General features: G+C 68.7%; 18 protein-coding genes. 12 read left to right on the plus strand and 6 right to left on the minus strand.

The genetic code is table 11. The features are described 5' to 3' along the window. Window positions 1-11 precede the first annotated feature (11 nt). Window positions 12-1,436 carry a neutral zinc metallopeptidase gene (locus AB0J91_RS03985; RefSeq protein WP_363863959.1) on the plus strand — a complete coding sequence of 475 codons (1,425 nt, stop codon included), beginning with the start codon at window positions 12-14 and terminating at the stop codon, window positions 1,434-1,436. 45 nt (window positions 1,437-1,481) lie between these two features. Further along, entirely contained in the window at window positions 1,482-2,201 is a 720-nt protein-coding gene (locus AB0J91_RS03990; protein ID WP_363863961.1) for a tyrosine-protein phosphatase, read from the plus strand. A 107-nt stretch (window positions 2,202-2,308) separates the two neighbouring features. On the opposite strand, the gene AB0J91_RS03995 is transcribed toward AB0J91_RS03990, so the two are convergent. Beyond that, the gene (locus tag AB0J91_RS03995) at window positions 2,309-3,244 is read right to left on the minus strand and encodes a tetratricopeptide repeat protein (RefSeq protein WP_363863963.1); all 936 of its coding nucleotides are present in this window, start codon (window positions 3,242-3,244) and stop codon (window positions 2,309-2,311) included. Window positions 3,245-3,608: 364 nt separating this feature from the next. Here AB0J91_RS03995 and AB0J91_RS04000 point away from each other — a divergent pair, with 364 nt between their 5' ends. Continuing rightward, window positions 3,609-3,863 (plus strand): hypothetical protein, encoded by a 255-nt coding sequence (locus AB0J91_RS04000; protein ID WP_363794135.1) that lies wholly within the window; start codon window positions 3,609-3,611, stop codon window positions 3,861-3,863. A 69-nt stretch (window positions 3,864-3,932) separates the two neighbouring features. Here AB0J91_RS04000 and AB0J91_RS04005 read toward each other — a convergent pair whose 3' ends face one another. Then, window positions 3,933-4,235, minus strand: a complete 303-nt coding sequence (locus AB0J91_RS04005; RefSeq protein ID WP_363794175.1) for an MTH1187 family thiamine-binding protein — start codon at window positions 4,233-4,235, stop codon at window positions 3,933-3,935. 100 nt (window positions 4,236-4,335) lie between these two features. Here AB0J91_RS04005 and AB0J91_RS04010 point away from each other — a divergent pair, with 100 nt between their 5' ends. Continuing rightward, the gene (locus tag AB0J91_RS04010) at window positions 4,336-4,836 is read left to right on the plus strand and encodes a MarR family transcriptional regulator (RefSeq protein ID WP_132672322.1); all 501 of its coding nucleotides are present in this window, start codon (window positions 4,336-4,338) and stop codon (window positions 4,834-4,836) included. Here the strand turns inward: AB0J91_RS04010 and AB0J91_RS04015 are convergent. From AB0J91_RS04015 to AB0J91_RS04025, 3 genes are all read right to left on the minus strand, one after another. Beyond that, window positions 4,833-5,192, minus strand: a complete 360-nt coding sequence (locus AB0J91_RS04015; RefSeq protein ID WP_363863965.1) for a DUF3817 domain-containing protein — start codon at window positions 5,190-5,192, stop codon at window positions 4,833-4,835. The genes AB0J91_RS04010 and AB0J91_RS04015 overlap by 4 nt on opposite strands. Window positions 5,193-5,248: 56 nt before the next feature. Continuing rightward, window positions 5,249-5,575, minus strand: a complete 327-nt coding sequence (gene cutA, locus AB0J91_RS04020; protein WP_363863967.1) for a divalent-cation tolerance protein CutA — start codon at window positions 5,573-5,575, stop codon at window positions 5,249-5,251. A gap of 81 nt (window positions 5,576-5,656) precedes the next feature. Further along, a complete protein-coding gene (locus tag AB0J91_RS04025) occupies window positions 5,657-7,042 on the minus strand; it encodes a glycoside hydrolase family 47 protein (protein WP_363863969.1) in 1,386 nt (461 codons plus the stop codon). A gap of 396 nt (window positions 7,043-7,438) precedes the next feature. On the opposite strand from AB0J91_RS04025, the gene AB0J91_RS04030 reads away from it, so the two are divergent. The 8 genes from AB0J91_RS04030 to AB0J91_RS04065 all read left to right on the plus strand — a co-directional run bounded on the left by AB0J91_RS04030 (window position 7,439) and on the right by AB0J91_RS04065 (window position 14,747). Then, window positions 7,439-8,413, plus strand: coding sequence for a LacI family DNA-binding transcriptional regulator (locus AB0J91_RS04030; RefSeq protein WP_363864119.1), 975 nt, complete (start codon window positions 7,439-7,441; stop codon window positions 8,411-8,413). Between the two features lie 35 nt (window positions 8,414-8,448). Then, window positions 8,449-9,453 carry a class I mannose-6-phosphate isomerase gene (locus AB0J91_RS04035; RefSeq protein WP_363863971.1) on the plus strand — a complete coding sequence of 335 codons (1,005 nt, stop codon included), beginning with the start codon at window positions 8,449-8,451 and terminating at the stop codon, window positions 9,451-9,453. After that, complete coding sequence (locus tag AB0J91_RS04040) at window positions 9,450-10,214, plus strand: ATP-binding cassette domain-containing protein (RefSeq protein ID WP_363863973.1); 765 nt, start codon at window positions 9,450-9,452, stop codon at window positions 10,212-10,214. Before AB0J91_RS04035 ends, AB0J91_RS04040 begins: the two co-directional genes overlap by 4 nt. After that, on the plus strand, window positions 10,214-11,266 hold the full coding sequence (locus AB0J91_RS04045) for an ABC transporter permease (protein ID WP_363863975.1): 1,053 nt from the start codon (window positions 10,214-10,216) through the stop codon (window positions 11,264-11,266). Before AB0J91_RS04040 ends, AB0J91_RS04045 begins: the two co-directional genes overlap by 1 nt. Window positions 11,267-11,324: 58 nt before the next feature. Continuing rightward, window positions 11,325-12,302, plus strand: a complete 978-nt coding sequence (locus AB0J91_RS04050) for an ABC transporter substrate-binding protein (protein ID WP_363863977.1) — start codon at window positions 11,325-11,327, stop codon at window positions 12,300-12,302. 136 nt (window positions 12,303-12,438) lie between these two features. Next, on the plus strand, window positions 12,439-12,615 hold the full coding sequence (locus tag AB0J91_RS04055; RefSeq protein ID WP_363863979.1) for a hypothetical protein: 177 nt from the start codon (window positions 12,439-12,441) through the stop codon (window positions 12,613-12,615). 198 nt (window positions 12,616-12,813) lie between these two features. Next, window positions 12,814-13,230 carry a TipAS antibiotic-recognition domain-containing protein gene (locus AB0J91_RS04060; protein WP_363863981.1) on the plus strand — a complete coding sequence of 139 codons (417 nt, stop codon included), beginning with the start codon at window positions 12,814-12,816 and terminating at the stop codon, window positions 13,228-13,230. A 164-nt stretch (window positions 13,231-13,394) separates the two neighbouring features. Further along, window positions 13,395-14,747 carry a DNA polymerase IV gene (locus AB0J91_RS04065; protein WP_363863983.1) on the plus strand — a complete coding sequence of 451 codons (1,353 nt, stop codon included), beginning with the start codon at window positions 13,395-13,397 and terminating at the stop codon, window positions 14,745-14,747. Here AB0J91_RS04065 and AB0J91_RS04070 read toward each other — a convergent pair. After that, window positions 14,720-15,451: a hypothetical protein gene (locus AB0J91_RS04070; RefSeq protein WP_363794113.1), complete on the minus strand. Its 732-nt coding sequence runs from the start codon at window positions 15,449-15,451 to the stop codon at window positions 14,720-14,722. The genes AB0J91_RS04065 and AB0J91_RS04070 overlap by 28 nt on opposite strands. Window positions 15,452-15,526 lie beyond the last annotated feature (75 nt).

Below are 15,526 nucleotides of genomic sequence, written 5' to 3' on the forward strand. Positions count from 1 at the left end.
TCCTCGGCGCCGTGGTCTCGGTAATCGCCTGCGCGTCCCTGGTCAGCGGATGCGCACAGGTCATCAGCGGCGTTCCCACGACGTTGGGGGGCTATTCCACCACCAGCGTGGCGGGGCTTCCCGCCGCCGACGGCCCGAGCGGGCCGAAGGACGGCGCTCCGCAGGCTCCGCTTCCGGTTGAGGGCACCGACAACGGCGAGATGGACAAGCTCGCCCGCAACGCCGTCGCCGACGTCGACGCCTACTGGGCGGAAGCCTTCCCGCAGGCGTTCGACGGCAAGAAGTTCGAGCCCGTCAAGCGGCTGATCTCCTACGACTCGGGGGCTCCGGGCGGCCAGCTGTGCAAGCAGAACACGGCGGGCATGGTCAACGCCTTCTACTGCCCGTCCGAGGACCTCGTCGCCTGGGACCGCGGGACGCTGCTGCCGGAGCTCAACAACAGCTTCGGGCCGCTGGCGGTCGTGACCGTGCTGGCCCACGAGATGGGGCACGCCGTGCAGCACCGGGCGGGCACCGTCGCGCAGAACGATCCCGTGATCGTGCTCGAACAGCAGGCCGACTGCTTCACCGGCGCCTACTTCCGGCACGTCGCCGAGGGGTCTTCGCAGTACTTCCAGGTTTCCACGGGTTCGGGCCTCAACGAGGTCATGGGCGTGCTCAACTTCATCCGCGACTCCCCGGGAACCTCCGACTTCACCGGCAGCAACGCGCACGGCACGGCCTTCGACCGGGTCAGCGCCTTCCAGTTCGGCTTCAGCGACGGTCCCCAGCGCTGCGCGGAGATGACCAACGACGAGGTCAAGAAGCGCACGACGCTGTTCCAGAACTGGAAGCCCACCCAGCAGGAGACCGAGCTCCCCATCGACGACAAGAGCCTGAAGGCTGTGGAGGAGAGCCTGCACTCGGTGTTCCGGGACACCGGCGCCGAGCCGCCGAGGATCATCGCCGAGCCCAGGACCTGCTCCGGTCGGCAGCCGACCTCGCCCGCTTCGTTCTGCACCGAGACCAACACGATCTCGCTGAACGTTCCGGAGCTGCGCGAGATCGCCACACCGCCGAGCAAGGCGAGCCAATCCGCGGGCTACGGCGATTTCGCCGCCTACGCGCAGATCGCTTCCCGATACGCGCTGTCGGTGCAGAAGGCCGCGGGTTACTCCCTCGACGACGAGGCCGCTGGGCTGCGGACCGCGTGCATGGTCGGTGCGTGGAGCGGGCTGCTGGTGGAAGACCCGATCGGGCAGCGCAATCCCGTGGGCAAGCTGCGGATCGTGCCCGACGACATCGACGAGGGCGTGTCCGCGTTGCTCGGCGAGGAGAGCCTGATCGCGGCGAACGCCAACGGCGACCAGGTCCCGGTCGGTTTCGCCAGGGTGGAGGCGTTCCGCGTCGGCGTGCAAGAAGGTCTGGCGCCCTGCACCACCAAGTACGACAGCTGAGCCCTTCGCCTCAACCCCGCGGTGGGTCCGCACGTCCCCTGAAGCATGAGCGGACGACGGGTTCTGGACTTCAACGGTCTTCTCAACGCTCGTGATCTGGGAGGCCTGCCCGCCGAGGGCGGGCGGATCCGCTGGGGAGCGGTGGTGCGCGCCGAGCACCCCGCCGCGTTGACGGAAGCGGGCTGGGAAGATCTGTGGCAGCACGGCGTGCGCACGATCATCGACCTGACCGGCCTGGACGAGGACGAGACCGACCGCGCACCGCGCCCGGCCGGCCTGACCACCGTTCGGATCGCGCTGGACGACTCGTCCGACACCGAGTTCTGGGACCGGTGGGAAGGGGCCTTCTCGTGCACTCCCCTGTACTACGAGCCGTTCCTGGACCGGTACCCGCTACTCGTGGCTGAGGTCGTTGGAGCGGTGGTCCACGCCGAACTCGGTGGCGTGCTGGTGCACTGCGGCGGCGGCCGGGACCGCACCGGGCTGATCACCCTGGTCCTGCTGGCCTCTCTCGGGGTGAGCGCGCAGGACATCGCCGAGGACTACGCGATCAGCCACCAGCGCCGCGCGGAGCTGTGCGCGGCGGCCGGTCTGGGCGACGACACCCCGAAGATCCGGGAGTTCCTCGCCCGGCACGACGCCACCGAACGCGGGCTCCTCGACGAGGTCGTCAACGGCCGCGACTTCGCCGACTACCTGCGGACGTCAGGGCTCGGCGACGAAGGCCCGGCGACCCTGCGCGAGCGGCTCGTGACCCCTGCCTGACCGGTCGAGCCGGGCCCGGAGCGTGGAGCAGGGGAACCTTTCGCTCACGAAACACGGTCGCCCTCCCCACCGGTGGGCGGCGGAGAGGGCGATCGTGGTGGGAAAGATCAGAACAGCGCGCTGGCCAGGTTGCGGCGGGCCTTGGCGACCCGCTCGTCACCCTCGGGGAAGATCTCGAACATCTCGACCAGGTGCGTGCGAACCCGGTTGCGATCGTCGCCGGAAGTGCGCTTGACCGCCTGGATCAGGCGGGTGAAGCCTTCGTCGACCTTGCCGAACGCGACCTCCGCGTCAGCGGCCGCGATCTGGGCATCGAGGTCGTCCGGGGCGGCGTCGGCGCGCTCGATCGCCGACGGGTCAGCCTGCTCGGCGCGGGCCATGAAGCGCACCTGCATGAGGGCGGCCTTGGCCTGCTCGTTGTTCGGCTCGCTGTCGAGGATCTGCTGGTAGGCGGCCTCGGCGGCGGCGAAGTCGCCCTGCTCCAAGGCGTCCTCGGCGGCGGTGAACCGCGGGTCCTCGGGCTCCTCTTCGGGCTCGACCTCGGAAGCACCCTCCTCGGCCGCCCGGATTCCGGGCAGCTGGTCGCGCAGGGCGTTGAGCAGGGAGCTGATCCACTCCCGGAGCTGCGGCTCTGGCTGCGCACCGGCGAAGCCGTCGACCGGCTGCCCACCGGCCACCGCGATCACCATCGGCACCGACTGCACCTGGAACAGCTGCGCGATCCGCGGGTTCGCGTCGACGTCGATCTTCGCCAGCACCCAAGCGCCGTTGCCTTCGCGGGCGAGCTTCTCCAGCGCCGGGGAGAGCTGCTTGCACGGCTCGCACCAGGTGGCCCACAGATCGACGACGACCGGTACCTGCATGGACCGCTCGACGACCTCGGCCTGGAAATCGGCCTCGGTGACCTCGATGATCGCCGGGTGCGCTTGCCCGGCCGCACCGTCGCCGCCACCGCTGGGCGGCTGCGCTGCGGAATTGGCTGCGGCCTCGGCACGGCTCTTGAGTGCCGACAGGTCGACTGCGCCCGCCATCGCGGCGGACATCGCTGCTGCGTTCTGGCGTGGATCCGGCCTCGTCACAGTCCCATCCTGACACGGCCGACCAGCGGCGTGGCGCGTGGGCGGGCGATGAAGGGAACCTTCCTCGCACCACCCGCCCCAAGGTCACGTACAGGCGGCGAAGTGGTCACCGAATTCGCTCATCCCGACACGCCCAAGCTCCAGAGATCAATTCGAATCGGTGAACGAAGCCACTCGATCAGGTGGCGTAGGCGGTCAAACCCTCATGTCCTCCGGTGGTGATCGCCGAAGAGGACACAGAGCCTGCGAGGGACTGTGGTCATCTCGCGGGCTGCGGGGTCTCTCGTGGGGGACCTTCGGCCAGTAGTTCAACGAGAGGTTCGAAAAAGTGCGTATTGCAACCCGTGTTGCCGGTGCCGCCGGCGTCGCCGCCCTCAGCATCGTGACCCTGGGCAGCACCGCGTTCGCGGACACCGCCGACAACGACGGCGTCAACCTGCTGGACGACAACAACGTCAGCGCCGTGCCGGTGCAGGCCTGCGGCAACAACGTCGGTGCTGCCATCGGCGCGGCCGTCCCGATTCTGTCGCCGCAGACCGCCGAGTGCGTCAACGCCCCGGTCGTCGACCACCCGAAGGGCTGACGTCAGTCGAGCCTGACGTGATCAACGGGGATGGTGTCGATGAGGACACCATCCCCGTTTCGCGTTCACCTACTGTTCCCGAAGATGTTGCTCCACCCGCTCGACCTTGGACCGCAGCTGCCCGGAGTGCCCCGGACGGATGTCCGCCTTGAGCACCAGACTGGTCCGCGGCGAGTGCGCCGAAACCACCTCGGTGGCGCGCTTGACCACGTCCATGACCTCGTCCCACTCGCCCTCGATCGTGGTGAACATCGAGGTCGTCTCGTGCGGCAGACCGGATTCCCGGACCACCTTCACCGCAGCGGCCACCGCCTCGCTGACACTGTCGCTCTCACCAGCCCCGCTCGGGGCAACACTGAAGGCCACCAGCACGTCTGCTCCCATCGGTTCGTCCACGTCACATGAGTCCCGGAACCAGTAGTAGCAGCACAGCCCTCAGACGTGCTCGCTCTCGCTGCTAGCGTCGGACGCTATGAGCTCCCGTGGTCCACTGCCCTTCGACCCCATCGCGCGCGCGGCCGAGACCTGGGCAGAGCGGATCGGCCCGTCCACGACGATGGCCGCGGTGACAAGCGTGATGCGCGTGCAGCAGATCCTGCAGTCCGCCGTCGACAACGCCCTGCGCGCGCACAACCTGACCTTCGCCCGCTACGAAGCCCTCGTGCTGCTCACGTTCTCCAAGCGCGGCAGCCTGCCGATGCGCGTCATGGGCGACCGGCTTCAGCTGCACCCCACCAGCGTGACCAACATCGTCGACAGGCTCGAACAGGACGGCCTGGTCCGGCGCGTGCCGCACCCCACCGACCGGCGCACCACCCTGGTGGAGATCACCGAAGAGGGCCGGAACCTGATGCAGAAGGCGACCGATGCGGTCACCGAGATCGACTTCGGCCTGGGCGGCATCACCGAACGCCAGACCCAGCAGCTCACCGAACTGCTCGGCAAGGTCCGCCACGCGGCGGGCGACTTCTAGTTCAGCTCCTTGAGCACGTAGCGCACGCGACCCCAGAATGTCGGGGCGTCGGACTCGGGCACGGTGAGCATCCCGCGGCGGTTGGCCCAACGCTCGAACCACACCGTGGCCAGCGGCGGCACCGACGCCACCAACGCGAACGCCAACGGCCAGAAGCCCCAGCGCAGCGGGCTGAACACGAACAGGGTGGTCACCACGTAGGCGGTGAACATGGCCCCGTGGACCGAACCCATGATGGTCACGCCCAGCGGCATCCCGAGCCCGTACTTGAACGCCATCGCCACCAGCAGTCCCGCCCAGGAGAACGCTTCAGCGATCGCGACCAGCCGGAACCACCCGCCATAGCTACGCGGCACGTCGACCCCACTTCCGATTGCACGGCACCTCTAGCGAGTGTGCCCGGTGGCGCGCGTCACGAAGACGCCGGAGTCGTCTGCTCGTCGACCCAGGTCAGGTAGTCGGGGTTCCCGCTGACGATCGGCGTCACGATGATCTCCGGCACGTCGTAGCCGTGATGGGCCTTCAGATGCCCGATCAGGGCCTCCAGCCGGCCGCTGGAGGTCTTGATCTGCAGCTGCCACTCCGGATCGTCCTGCGCCGCGCCATCCCACACGTAGAAGCTGCGTATCGGCACGACCTGCACGCACGCCCCCAGCCGAGCTTCCACGACGCCCCTCGCGAGTTCTGCGGCGGACTCCTCGGAGTCGGTGGTGGTCACCACCTGCACATGATCAGCCATGGCCCCAGGGTATCGGTGTGGCGGAGCGAGGATGGGAACCTTTCTCGCACCACCGGCGGCAGGAAGGTTCCCATCCTCACCTCAGCGCCGCGCCCCGCGCAGCAGGTTCGCCTCGGTGCTCAAGTAGTTGTCCCGGTAGTCCAGGCGAGGGGTGTCGGAGAACAGCAGCCAGTAGTACTTCATCTGCTCCGACCACCAGTAGCCCGGGCAAGTGTCCTCTTGGGACGGTGGAGTGGCGGTGACGTCGGTCAGGGACGCGAAACCGAAGGTCGTCTTCGACGTGGCCACCATGTTCTCGAAGTGGGTGTGGGCGCGTTCGCGGAACACCTCGTCGCCGGTGGCCAGCCACAGCATCAGCGCGGAGTCGGCGAACTCCGGCCGCAAGGCGTTGTCGACGCGGGTGGCGGTCATCGTCGAGTAGTCCACGAAGGTCGGGATCACGCCGAACCGGTCCTGCACCGCGTTGAAAGCGTCGTGGTAGGCGCGTCCTTCAGCGACGTGGCCGGACTCGGCGAGCAGTCCGGCGTAGAAGCCGGCGAGGACGCTCTGCTCCCGGCTGAGAACCTCGCCGGTGAAGGCGTCCACCTGCGGGAACCACAGCAGCCCGTCATGCCGTTCAGCCTGCTTCGACAGGATCGCGTCGGTGAGCGTGTCGTACCACTGCTTGAGCTCGGGGTCGCCGAAGAGCCGGTACCCGTCCCAGAGGTACTCGTAGTAGGAGTCCCCGGGCGGCCCGACCGTCGCCTGGCGGTTCCGCCATCGACCGGTCTCGGCGTTGATGTCGTGCGGCAACAGGCCGAGTTCGGTGCGCTTGTCGTAGGCGACGCGCATCGCTCGTTTCGCCAGGTCGTAATAGCGGTTGTCACCGGTCCACTGCGAGAGCACGCCGAATTCGGCGATGTAGGTGCCGATCTCGACGATGTTGGTCTCGGGGTCGCTGACCTGCCCGGTCGCCAGGTTCACGTACCGGTAGGGCAGTCCGGTCGGGGATCGGGTGAAGGCCGGCAGCAGCCGGTCGGCGACGTCCTTGGCCCGTTCGAGCAGCCGCTGATCACCCGTGCAGTGGTAGGCGGCGGCGAGGCCTCCGACCATGCGGATGTTGGTCTCGAAGACCTGGAAGGGAGCGTCGATGTCGAAGTCCAGGTCGTCGACGATCCACTGCACGGCCTGGGCGACTTCGGCGTCCGCCTCCATCAGCCACAGCGTGTCCACCGCTTCGACGAGGCTCAGCCCGACCGAATGACCTTCGACGAAGAAATCTTCCCTGCCACCCGAGATGGGCTTGATGTGGTCGGCACCGAGGGCGCGTTCGACGTACTGGCGCCACGCCCACAGGTACTCCCCACGAACGGCGTCGGCGGCCGGTTTCCAATCCCGCCGCGCCGACCCCGGCACCGACGCGGTCGCGAACATCCCGCCTGCCGCGGCGACCACGCCCAACGCGCGCAACACGGACCTTCTGGACATGCCTGGAAGCATCGTCTTCTCCGCACCTGGACAACCTTGTCAAGCCACGCGAGCCCACGGTCGCGGCCCGCTGCGTTCGAGGTCAATGCGCGGCGCCGTTCCTGTCGGTTTTGGTCACCGGCGACCACCGATCAGCGCACCGGTTGCGACCGTCCGAATCCTTGACCCGCCCCTCGGCGAGGCCCTGAGCCGCGAGGAAGGGAACCTTTCTGTCACCACCCCGCGTCTGAAGGCCACAAATCCGCCCCCTTGCCGATGTTGGTCCGGGTGGTGCAAGGCGGGCGACCGAGCGCAGCAGAAGTGGAAGCACGGCATTGACAAAGCGCTCGAACGTGAGGTCCAATCCACTCCGCCATGACAACGTTGTCTGACTCGAGGAACGTCCGCCGCGCCACCATGACCGACGTCGCGCGGCTGGCCGACGTGAGCATCAAAACGGTCTCCCGCGTCGTCAACGCCGAGCCCGGCGTCCACCCGACAACCGCGCAACGGGTGCTCTCAGCGATCGACCAGCTCGGCTTCCGCCGCAACGTCAGCGCCCGGAACCTGCGCCGCGGCACCGGAACCGGCACCCTCGGGCTGGTCCTGGAAGACCTGGCCAACCCCTTCTACTCGGTGCTGACCCGAGCCGTGGAGGAAATCGCCCGTGTGCAGGGCAAGCAGGTGCTCACCGGGTCCTCCGACGAGGACCCGACGCGCGAGCGAGAGCTGGTGCTGGGGTTCTGCGCGCGCCGCGTCGACGGGCTGATCGTCGTTCCCGCAGGTCACCAGCACGGCTACATCGCGCACGAGATCAACGCGGGCACGCCGGTGGTCTTCGTCGACCGCCCGCCCGGCAACCTCGTCGCCGACTCGGTGCTCATCGACAACGCAGGGGGAACCGCCCAGGCCGCCCGGCACCTCGCCGAGCACGGCCACCGCCGCATCGGCTTCCTCGGTGACGCCCCCGAGATCCACACCGCCGCCGAACGACTGCGCGGGTTCCGCGAGGGATGCGCGCAAGCCGGAGTGCCGTTCCCATCCGACCTGGTCGTGATGGGCCCGCACACCGACGAGTCCGTCGCCGAGACCCTGTCGGGCCCGCTGCGCGAGGCCACCGCCCTGGTCACCGGCAACAACCGGATCACCATTCACGCGCTGCGCGCGCTCGCGGGGCGACCCGCTCGTCCAGCACTGGTCGGCTTCGACGACTTCGAACTCGCCGACCTGCTGGATCCACCGATCACCGTGGTCACCCACGACACATGGGCGTTGGGCAAATCCGCGGCCGAGTTGCTGTTCGCGCGGCTGGACGGCGACACGTCGCCGCCCGGCCGCGTCGTCGTCCCGACCAGGCTGCTGGTCCGAGGATCTGGAGAGGTAGTTCGTTGAGTTCCGTCCACAGTTCTTCATCCGCGCGAGCAACGGTGCTGCCGGCGAACCAACCCCGGCAGTTCTACCGAGGTGGAGCGTCGATCGCCGCGCTGCGCGGCGGCGGAGATGACCGCGAGTTCGGCCCCGAAGACTGGGTCGCCTCCACCACCACCCGGTTCGGGCAGGACGAGTCCGGGCTGTCCCGGCTGCCCGACGGCCGGCTGCTGCGCGACGTGGCCAGCGCCGACCCCCAGTCCTGGCTGGGCGCCGATCACGTGTCGGCGTACGGCGAGAGCACCGCACTGCTGGTGAAGCTGCTCGACGCCGGGCAGCGCCTGCCGGTGCACTGCCACCCCGACGACGTGTTCGCCAAGCAGCACCTGGGTTCTCGGTTCGGCAAGACCGAGGCGTGGATCGTGGTGGGCACCAATGGCGCGAATCCCGTCGTGTACCTGGGTTTCCGGGATGACGTGACGCCGGAGACGGTGGCCGAGTGGGTGCGCACCCAGGACTCCTCGGCGATGCTGGGCTCGCTCAACGAGATCCCGGTCAAGCCCGGCGACACCGTGCACGTGCCCGCCGGAACTCCGCACGCCATCGGCGCCGGGGTGTTCATCGTCGAACTGCAGCAGCCCACCGACTTCTCGATCACCTTGGAGTGGCAGGGGTTCCTGACCGACGCCGAAGGCGCGTTCCTCGGCCTGGAGACCGCCACCGCCCTGGAGACGGTCAACCACTCCGGTTTCGACGACGCCCTCCTCGCGTCGCTGATCAAGCGCACCGGCGAACTGGGTGAAGGACGCGTTCCTCTCCTCGCCGAGGACGCGGCACCTTTCTTCCGCGCCGACCGCCTGCACGGCTCGGCGGAACTCGACCCGTCCTTCGGAGTGCTGATCGTTCTCGACGGCAGCGGAGAACTGCACTGCGCGAACGGTTCCCCCCTACCGCTGCGGCGCGGAGCCACCGCCGTCGTGCCGCACGCCGCCGGGCAGACCCGCTTGGAAGGCGACCTCACCACCGTGCTGTGCAGACCACCATCAGCTGGGAGCCGCGCATGACCGAACCACTTCTCGAAGCACGTGATCTCGTCAAGCGCTATGGCAGCGTCGAAGCGCTGCGAGGCGCCTACTTCACCGTGCATCCGGGCGAGGTGGTCGCGCTCATCGGCGACAACGGTGCGGGCAAGTCGACCCTGGTGAAGTGCCTCTCCGGGGTGGAGCAGCCGGATTCCGGCCAGATCCTGGTCGACGGCAAGACCGCGTCGCTGGACTCGCCGACCGCCGCGCGCGGTCACGGCATCGAAACCGCCTACCAAGACCTCGCCGTGGCCCCCGATCTGGACCCGGCCGCGAACCTGTTCCTGGGGCGCGAGATCCGGCGGCCGGGCCTGCTCGGGAAGCTCGGAATGCTGGACAAGGCCAAGATGCGCGCCGAAGCCACCGAGCAGTTCGCCAAGTTCGGCGTTTCGCTTCCCGACCTGTCCGTGCCGATCGGGGCGCTCTCGGGCGGACAGCGCCAGAGCGTCGCGGTGGCTCGGTCGGTGGCGTGGGCGAGCCGGCTGGTGTTCCTCGACGAGCCGACCGCCGCGCTGGGCGTGGTGCAGCGCGAACGCGTCCTCGACGTCGTCCGCCGGGTTCGCGACACCGGCATGGCGGTCGTTCTGATCAGCCACAACATGCCCGAGGTTCTCTCGGTCGCCGACCGCGTCGAAGTGCTGCGCTTAGGCAGCCGGGTCGCCCGGTTCAACGCCGCCGAAGCCAAGCTGGAAGACCTGGTCGGTGCGATGACCGGGGCGCTGTCTCAGGAGGACGCGAGCTGATGTCCACTTCGCAGGAGACCTCCGCCGAGAAGTTGGTGCAGCAAACCCCCGACGAGCCCGCCGTGAGCCTGCGTTCCCGGTTGGCCGGTTCCAACACGGTGTGGACCGGTCTGGTGCTGGTGGTGCTTTGCGCCCTGTTCAGCGCACTGCGCCCGGACGCGTTCCTGACCCTGTTCAACGTGCAGAACCTGCTGGTGCAGGCCGCGCCCCTGTTGATGCTCGCGGTGGGCATGACCTTCGTGATCATCACCTCGGGCATCGACCTGTCGGTCGGTTCGGTGCTGGTGTTCGCCGGGGTCGTCTCGGCCATGACCATGGAGGCGCTCAGCGGCGGCGACGCCACCGGCGCGGGCTGGGGCGTCATCGCGATCGGCCTGGTGGCGGCGCTGATCGGCGGCGCGGCGTGGGGTCTGCTCAACGGGCTGCTGGTCGCGGTGGCGCGAGTGCCCGCGCTGATCGTCACGCTCGGCTCGTTCGGTGCGGCGCTGGGTGCTGCGCAGCTGCTGACCAACGGCATCGACGTGCGCACGGTTCCCTCCACCCTGCGCACCACGATGGGCACGGGAACGTCCTTCGGCGTGGTGCCGAACCTGGTGATCCTGGCCGCGATCATCACGCTGTTGGCGATGTGGCTGCTGCACACCACCGCTTTCGGCCGCTACACCTACGCGATCGGCTCGAACGCGGAAGCCGCGCGACGCAGTGGCATCAAGGTCACCCGCCACCTCATCGCCGTCTACACGCTCACCGGCGTGCTGGCCGGGCTGGCCGGTTTCATGTCGCTGGCCTACTTCGGCACGACCACGATCAGCGGTCACAGCAACGACAACCTCAACTCGATCGCCGCCGTGGTGCTGGGTGGCACCAGCCTGTTCGGCGGTATCGGGACGATTCTGGGCAGTGTCATCGGCGTTTTCATCCCGGCGGTGCTCGACGCCGGGTTCGTGATGGCCGGTGTTCGCCCGTTCTGGCAGCCGATCGCCGTCGGGGCGGTCCTGGTCGTCGCGGTCTACCTGGACCAGCGCCGGCGTCGAGCCCGCAACAACCGTTGAACCGAACCCTTTGAAACCCAAGCCTTTTTCAACACAGAGTCGTGTGGAGGTTGTTTCGATGAGAACGCACAAGGGTCTGTTGGCGTTAGGCGCCGCGGCGCTGCTGCTGGCCGGCTGCGGTTCCGGGCAGATCGGGGGCACTGGCGGGCAGACCGACCCGAACAACAAGAACCTTGCGCTGATCACCGGTCAGCGCGGTGAGCCGTTCTACGTCTCCATCGAATGCGCGGCGCAGCAGGAAGCCGCCGCGCAGGGTTATCAGCTCAACGTGCAGGCTCCGGAGAAGTTCGAGCAAGCGGAGCAGTCGCAGATCCTCGGCGGCATCGTCGCCGGCAAGCCGGGTTCGGTGATCATCGCGCCGACCGACGACAAGGCCCTGGCCGCGCCGCTGCAGCAGGCGAAGGGCAACGGCATCCAAGTCGTGGAGGTCGACACCGCGCTGGAGGACCGCTCCATCGCGGTCACGTCGCTGTCGTCGGACAACTACGCCGGTGGGCAGCTGGCGGCGCAGACCCTGGCGCAACTGCTGGGCGGCAAGCCGGGCTCGGTGCTGGCGCTCAACACCAAGGCGGGCACCTCGACGACGGACGAGCGCGCCAAGGGCTTCGAGGAGGAGATCGCCAAGCACCCGAACCTGAAGCTGCTGCCCACCCAGTACACCGAGAACGAGCCGGCCACGGCCGCGCAGATCGTGTCCTCGACGCTGGCGGCCAACCCCGACCTGGTGGGCGTGTTCGGCACGAACCTCAACACCGGTGAGGGGGCGGGCACGGCGCTGTCCAACGCGGGCAAGTCCGGTCAGGTGCAGCTGGTGGGCTTCGACGCGAGCCCGAAGCAGGTCGACGACCTGCGCAACGGTCGGGTGCAGGCCCTCATCGCCCAGAACCCGGGCAAGATCGGCCAGGAGGGCGTCAAGCGCGCCATCGCGGCGACCAAGGGCCAGCCCGTGGAGCGGGAGACGAAGACCGAGATGATCTCCATCACGCGCGACAACCTGGACCAGCAGGCCCAGTACTTCTACAAGTCGCAGTGCTGAACCGGTGACCGATCGGTGCCTGTCTCGTCCCACACGAGGCGGGCACCGACGTTTCGGCGCCGTCCGCGCGGCCGCGAGCATGGGAACCTTTCGCTCAACGCTGTGCATCACCGCAGGTCGCGGTTACGGTGGGGTCATGGCCGCAATCGGTGAGATGTTCCCCGGTCGCAAGCTCAAGCACGAGGGCGACCAGGACGGCGTGTCCCGTGACCACGACCCGGGTGGTCCATTGGATCTGGACCGGGGCGTGGTGTTCCTCGCACCGCGCGAAACCGCCCCGAAGGAAGAACCGGACGAAGATCGGCCGGAGTGAAGTCCCCTCCCCCGGAAGATTCCGCAGCGCAATCACAGAGTGGTCGCGGATCCGGTAGATCACGCACCGCAGCCATTCGTCTCCGCTACTGTGCCACGGGCAGTTGACGCATTTCGCTCGAAAGAGTCTTGATGCATCACTGCCCGTTGGTCGTGGCAGAAGGCGCTGTGCGCGCGTGATCGAAACAAGGGGGATGCCGTGCAGCCGAACAACCTGTCCGGGAGCGCAGCTCTCGAACAGACCGAGGCCGTCGAGGACGGCACCGCGCTGATCGGAAACCTCACCCCCGCAGGCGCCGGGAACCTCAGCCCGGCGCAGAAGCAAGCCGTGGCCCGCAAGATCGGCGAGGACTGGCAGCGCATCAGCTCCGCCGTCGCCGAGCTGTTCGCCACCGGCGTGCCCAGCAACGATCCCCGAACCCAGCAGATCGTTCACGAGCACTACCAGTGGCTCGGCCACTTCTGGACGCCCGACCGCGCCTCCTACCTGCGGCTGGCCGAGATGTACGTCAACCAGCCGAAGTTCCGGCACCGCATCGAACGGCGCAAGCCCAAGGGCATGGCCTCCTACCTCCGCGACGCCATGACCACCTACGCCTGGTCCCGCCTGCGCTGAACTCGGCCCGGGAGTGACAGGAAGGTTCCCCTGCACCGGCCAGCGCCGGACGAGGTGACCGCAGGACGACCTTCACCCCACCCACCGGACGAACCACAACGGAGACGGCGCTCACAACCGTGCCTTGCGGGCCGTTGTCGGCCAGTTCGAGTTCAATGAGTCCCATGAGGTGGGTGCTGCACATGGACATGGACGCGTTCTTCGCGTCCGTGGAGCAGCTCACCCGCCCCACCGTGCGGGGTCGCCCGGTGCTGGTCGGCGGGCTCGGGCCGCGGGGCACCGTCGCCGGAGCCAGCTACGAGGCCCGCGAGTACGGGGCGAAGTCGGCGATGCCGACGGCCGAGGCCCGCCGCCGCTGCCCGGTGGCCGTGGTCCTGCCGCCGCGCTTCCGCGTCTACCAGGCGGTGAGCCGGCACGTGCTGGGCATCGTGCGCGAGGTCTCCGACGTCGTGCAGCAGGTGTCGGTCGACGAGGCGTTCATGGAACCCTCCGAACTCGCCGGTGCTTCCGTGCACCGCGTCGAGGAGTTCGCCGGTGCGCTGCGAGCCCGGGTGCTGGGGGAAGTCGGGGTGGTGGCCTCCATCGGCGCAGGACCGGGCAAGCAGCTCGCGAAGATCGCGTCGGGATTGGCGAAACCGGACGGGATGCTGGTCGTGCCGCCCGATGAGCAGCTGGAACTGCTGTGGGCGCTTCCGGTGCGCAAGATGTGGGGGATCGGACCGGTCACCGAATCCAAGCTGCACCGCATCGGGGTCAACACGATCGGTGAGCTCGCCGCCCTGCACCCGCAGGACGTGACGTCCTTGCTCGGCCAGGCGATCGGCGCCGAGCTGCACCGGCTCGCGCAGGGCATCGACGACCACCCCGTCGCCGAGCGCGCCGAAGCCAAGCAGGTCAGCGCCGAGACGACCTTCGACCACGACATCAACGACCGCGGGACGCTGCTGGGCGAGGTGATGGGCCAGGCCGAGAACGCGCACCGGCGGCTGGTGTCCTCGGGCCGTGCCGCGCGGACCGTGACGCTCAAGGTCCGCGACTCGGACTTCACCACGATCAGCCGGGCCGAGACGTTCTCCTCGGCCACCAGCGAACTGCACACCCTGGCGGCCGCGGCCCGCCGCCTCCTGCCGATCGCCGTGCCGCCGGGAACACCCGTGCGCCTGGTCGGCGTCTCCTACTCGGGACTGGCCAACTCCGAGCAGGAGTCGCTGTTCGACCACCCCGCCGATCCGGAGGAGAACCCGGAACCCGAGCCGGAGACGCCCGAATCGACGGAAGCCGCGCAGCCGTCGTCACGGCAGTGGCGGGCGGGCGACGACGTCCTGCACAGCGAGCACGGGCACGGCTGGGTGCAGGGCGCCGGGCACGGCCGGGTCACCGTCCGCTTCGAAACCGCCGCGACGGGCCGGGGCGTGGCGCGGACCTTCGCAGTCGACGATCCGCAGCTCAGCGCCGGTGACCCGCTCGACAGCCTGGGGCTCGAAGCCGATCAGCCCTGCGGCGGTCGCGGTAGGTGACGCCGGTACTGGCCCACCCACTTCTGCGGCGCGATGTCCTTGACCGCGGCCTCCAGGTCCTTCGGCAGGCGGCTGAACGGCGGCAGGTGGAACCGGTAGCGGTCCGGCGGCAGGCCCTGGACGGTCGGCGGTTCTTCCACCAGCCAGCGGTCCAGCTCGGGATGCCGGTCCATGAAGCCAGCGTCGGCCGGGTAGATCTCCAGCGCGCGGCGGCGCTCCGGGTTCACCGGCCGCTTGTTCTCGATCCACGGCAGGGCGCCGATGCCGACCGCCTTGATCTCACGCCAGTCGACGCCGACGACCTCACCCATGGTGCGCGCGTAGAAGCCGCTGCGGTCGATCAGGAACCCTCGGCCGCGCAGCATCCCGCGCGAACCCATCACGAACCACAGGAACGCCACGCCGAAGACCAGCTGCCAGAACCACATGCCCGCGGTGCTGCCGTTGTTGACCAGCGCCGCCGCGATCAGCACGGTGCCCAGGCCGCTGATGCCGCCACCGATCAGCAGCGAGCGGAAGCTCGCGGAGCTGACGTCGATGTCGTGGGCGTCAGCACCCAGCATCGTGGGCGCGGGTGCCCCGGCCGGCGGCGGATGAGGTTCCGCCGCCTGGCGCCCCGAGGTGTATCGAGCGGTGCCGCGCGGGATCGTGCGCGTCGGCTCGCTCCAGTCAGCTCGTTGCCATCCCCCTGGAAGCCACTTCATGCGGTCCAGGGTAGTCACGAACCAGACAGTTGATCATGTAGGTGGGCAAATCCCCGGGTACCTATCGGGGATTGT

This window comes from Saccharopolyspora sp. NPDC049357 (genome assembly GCF_040677225.1).
In the GTDB taxonomy this organism is placed as follows: domain Bacteria; phylum Actinomycetota; class Actinomycetes; order Mycobacteriales; family Pseudonocardiaceae; genus Saccharopolyspora.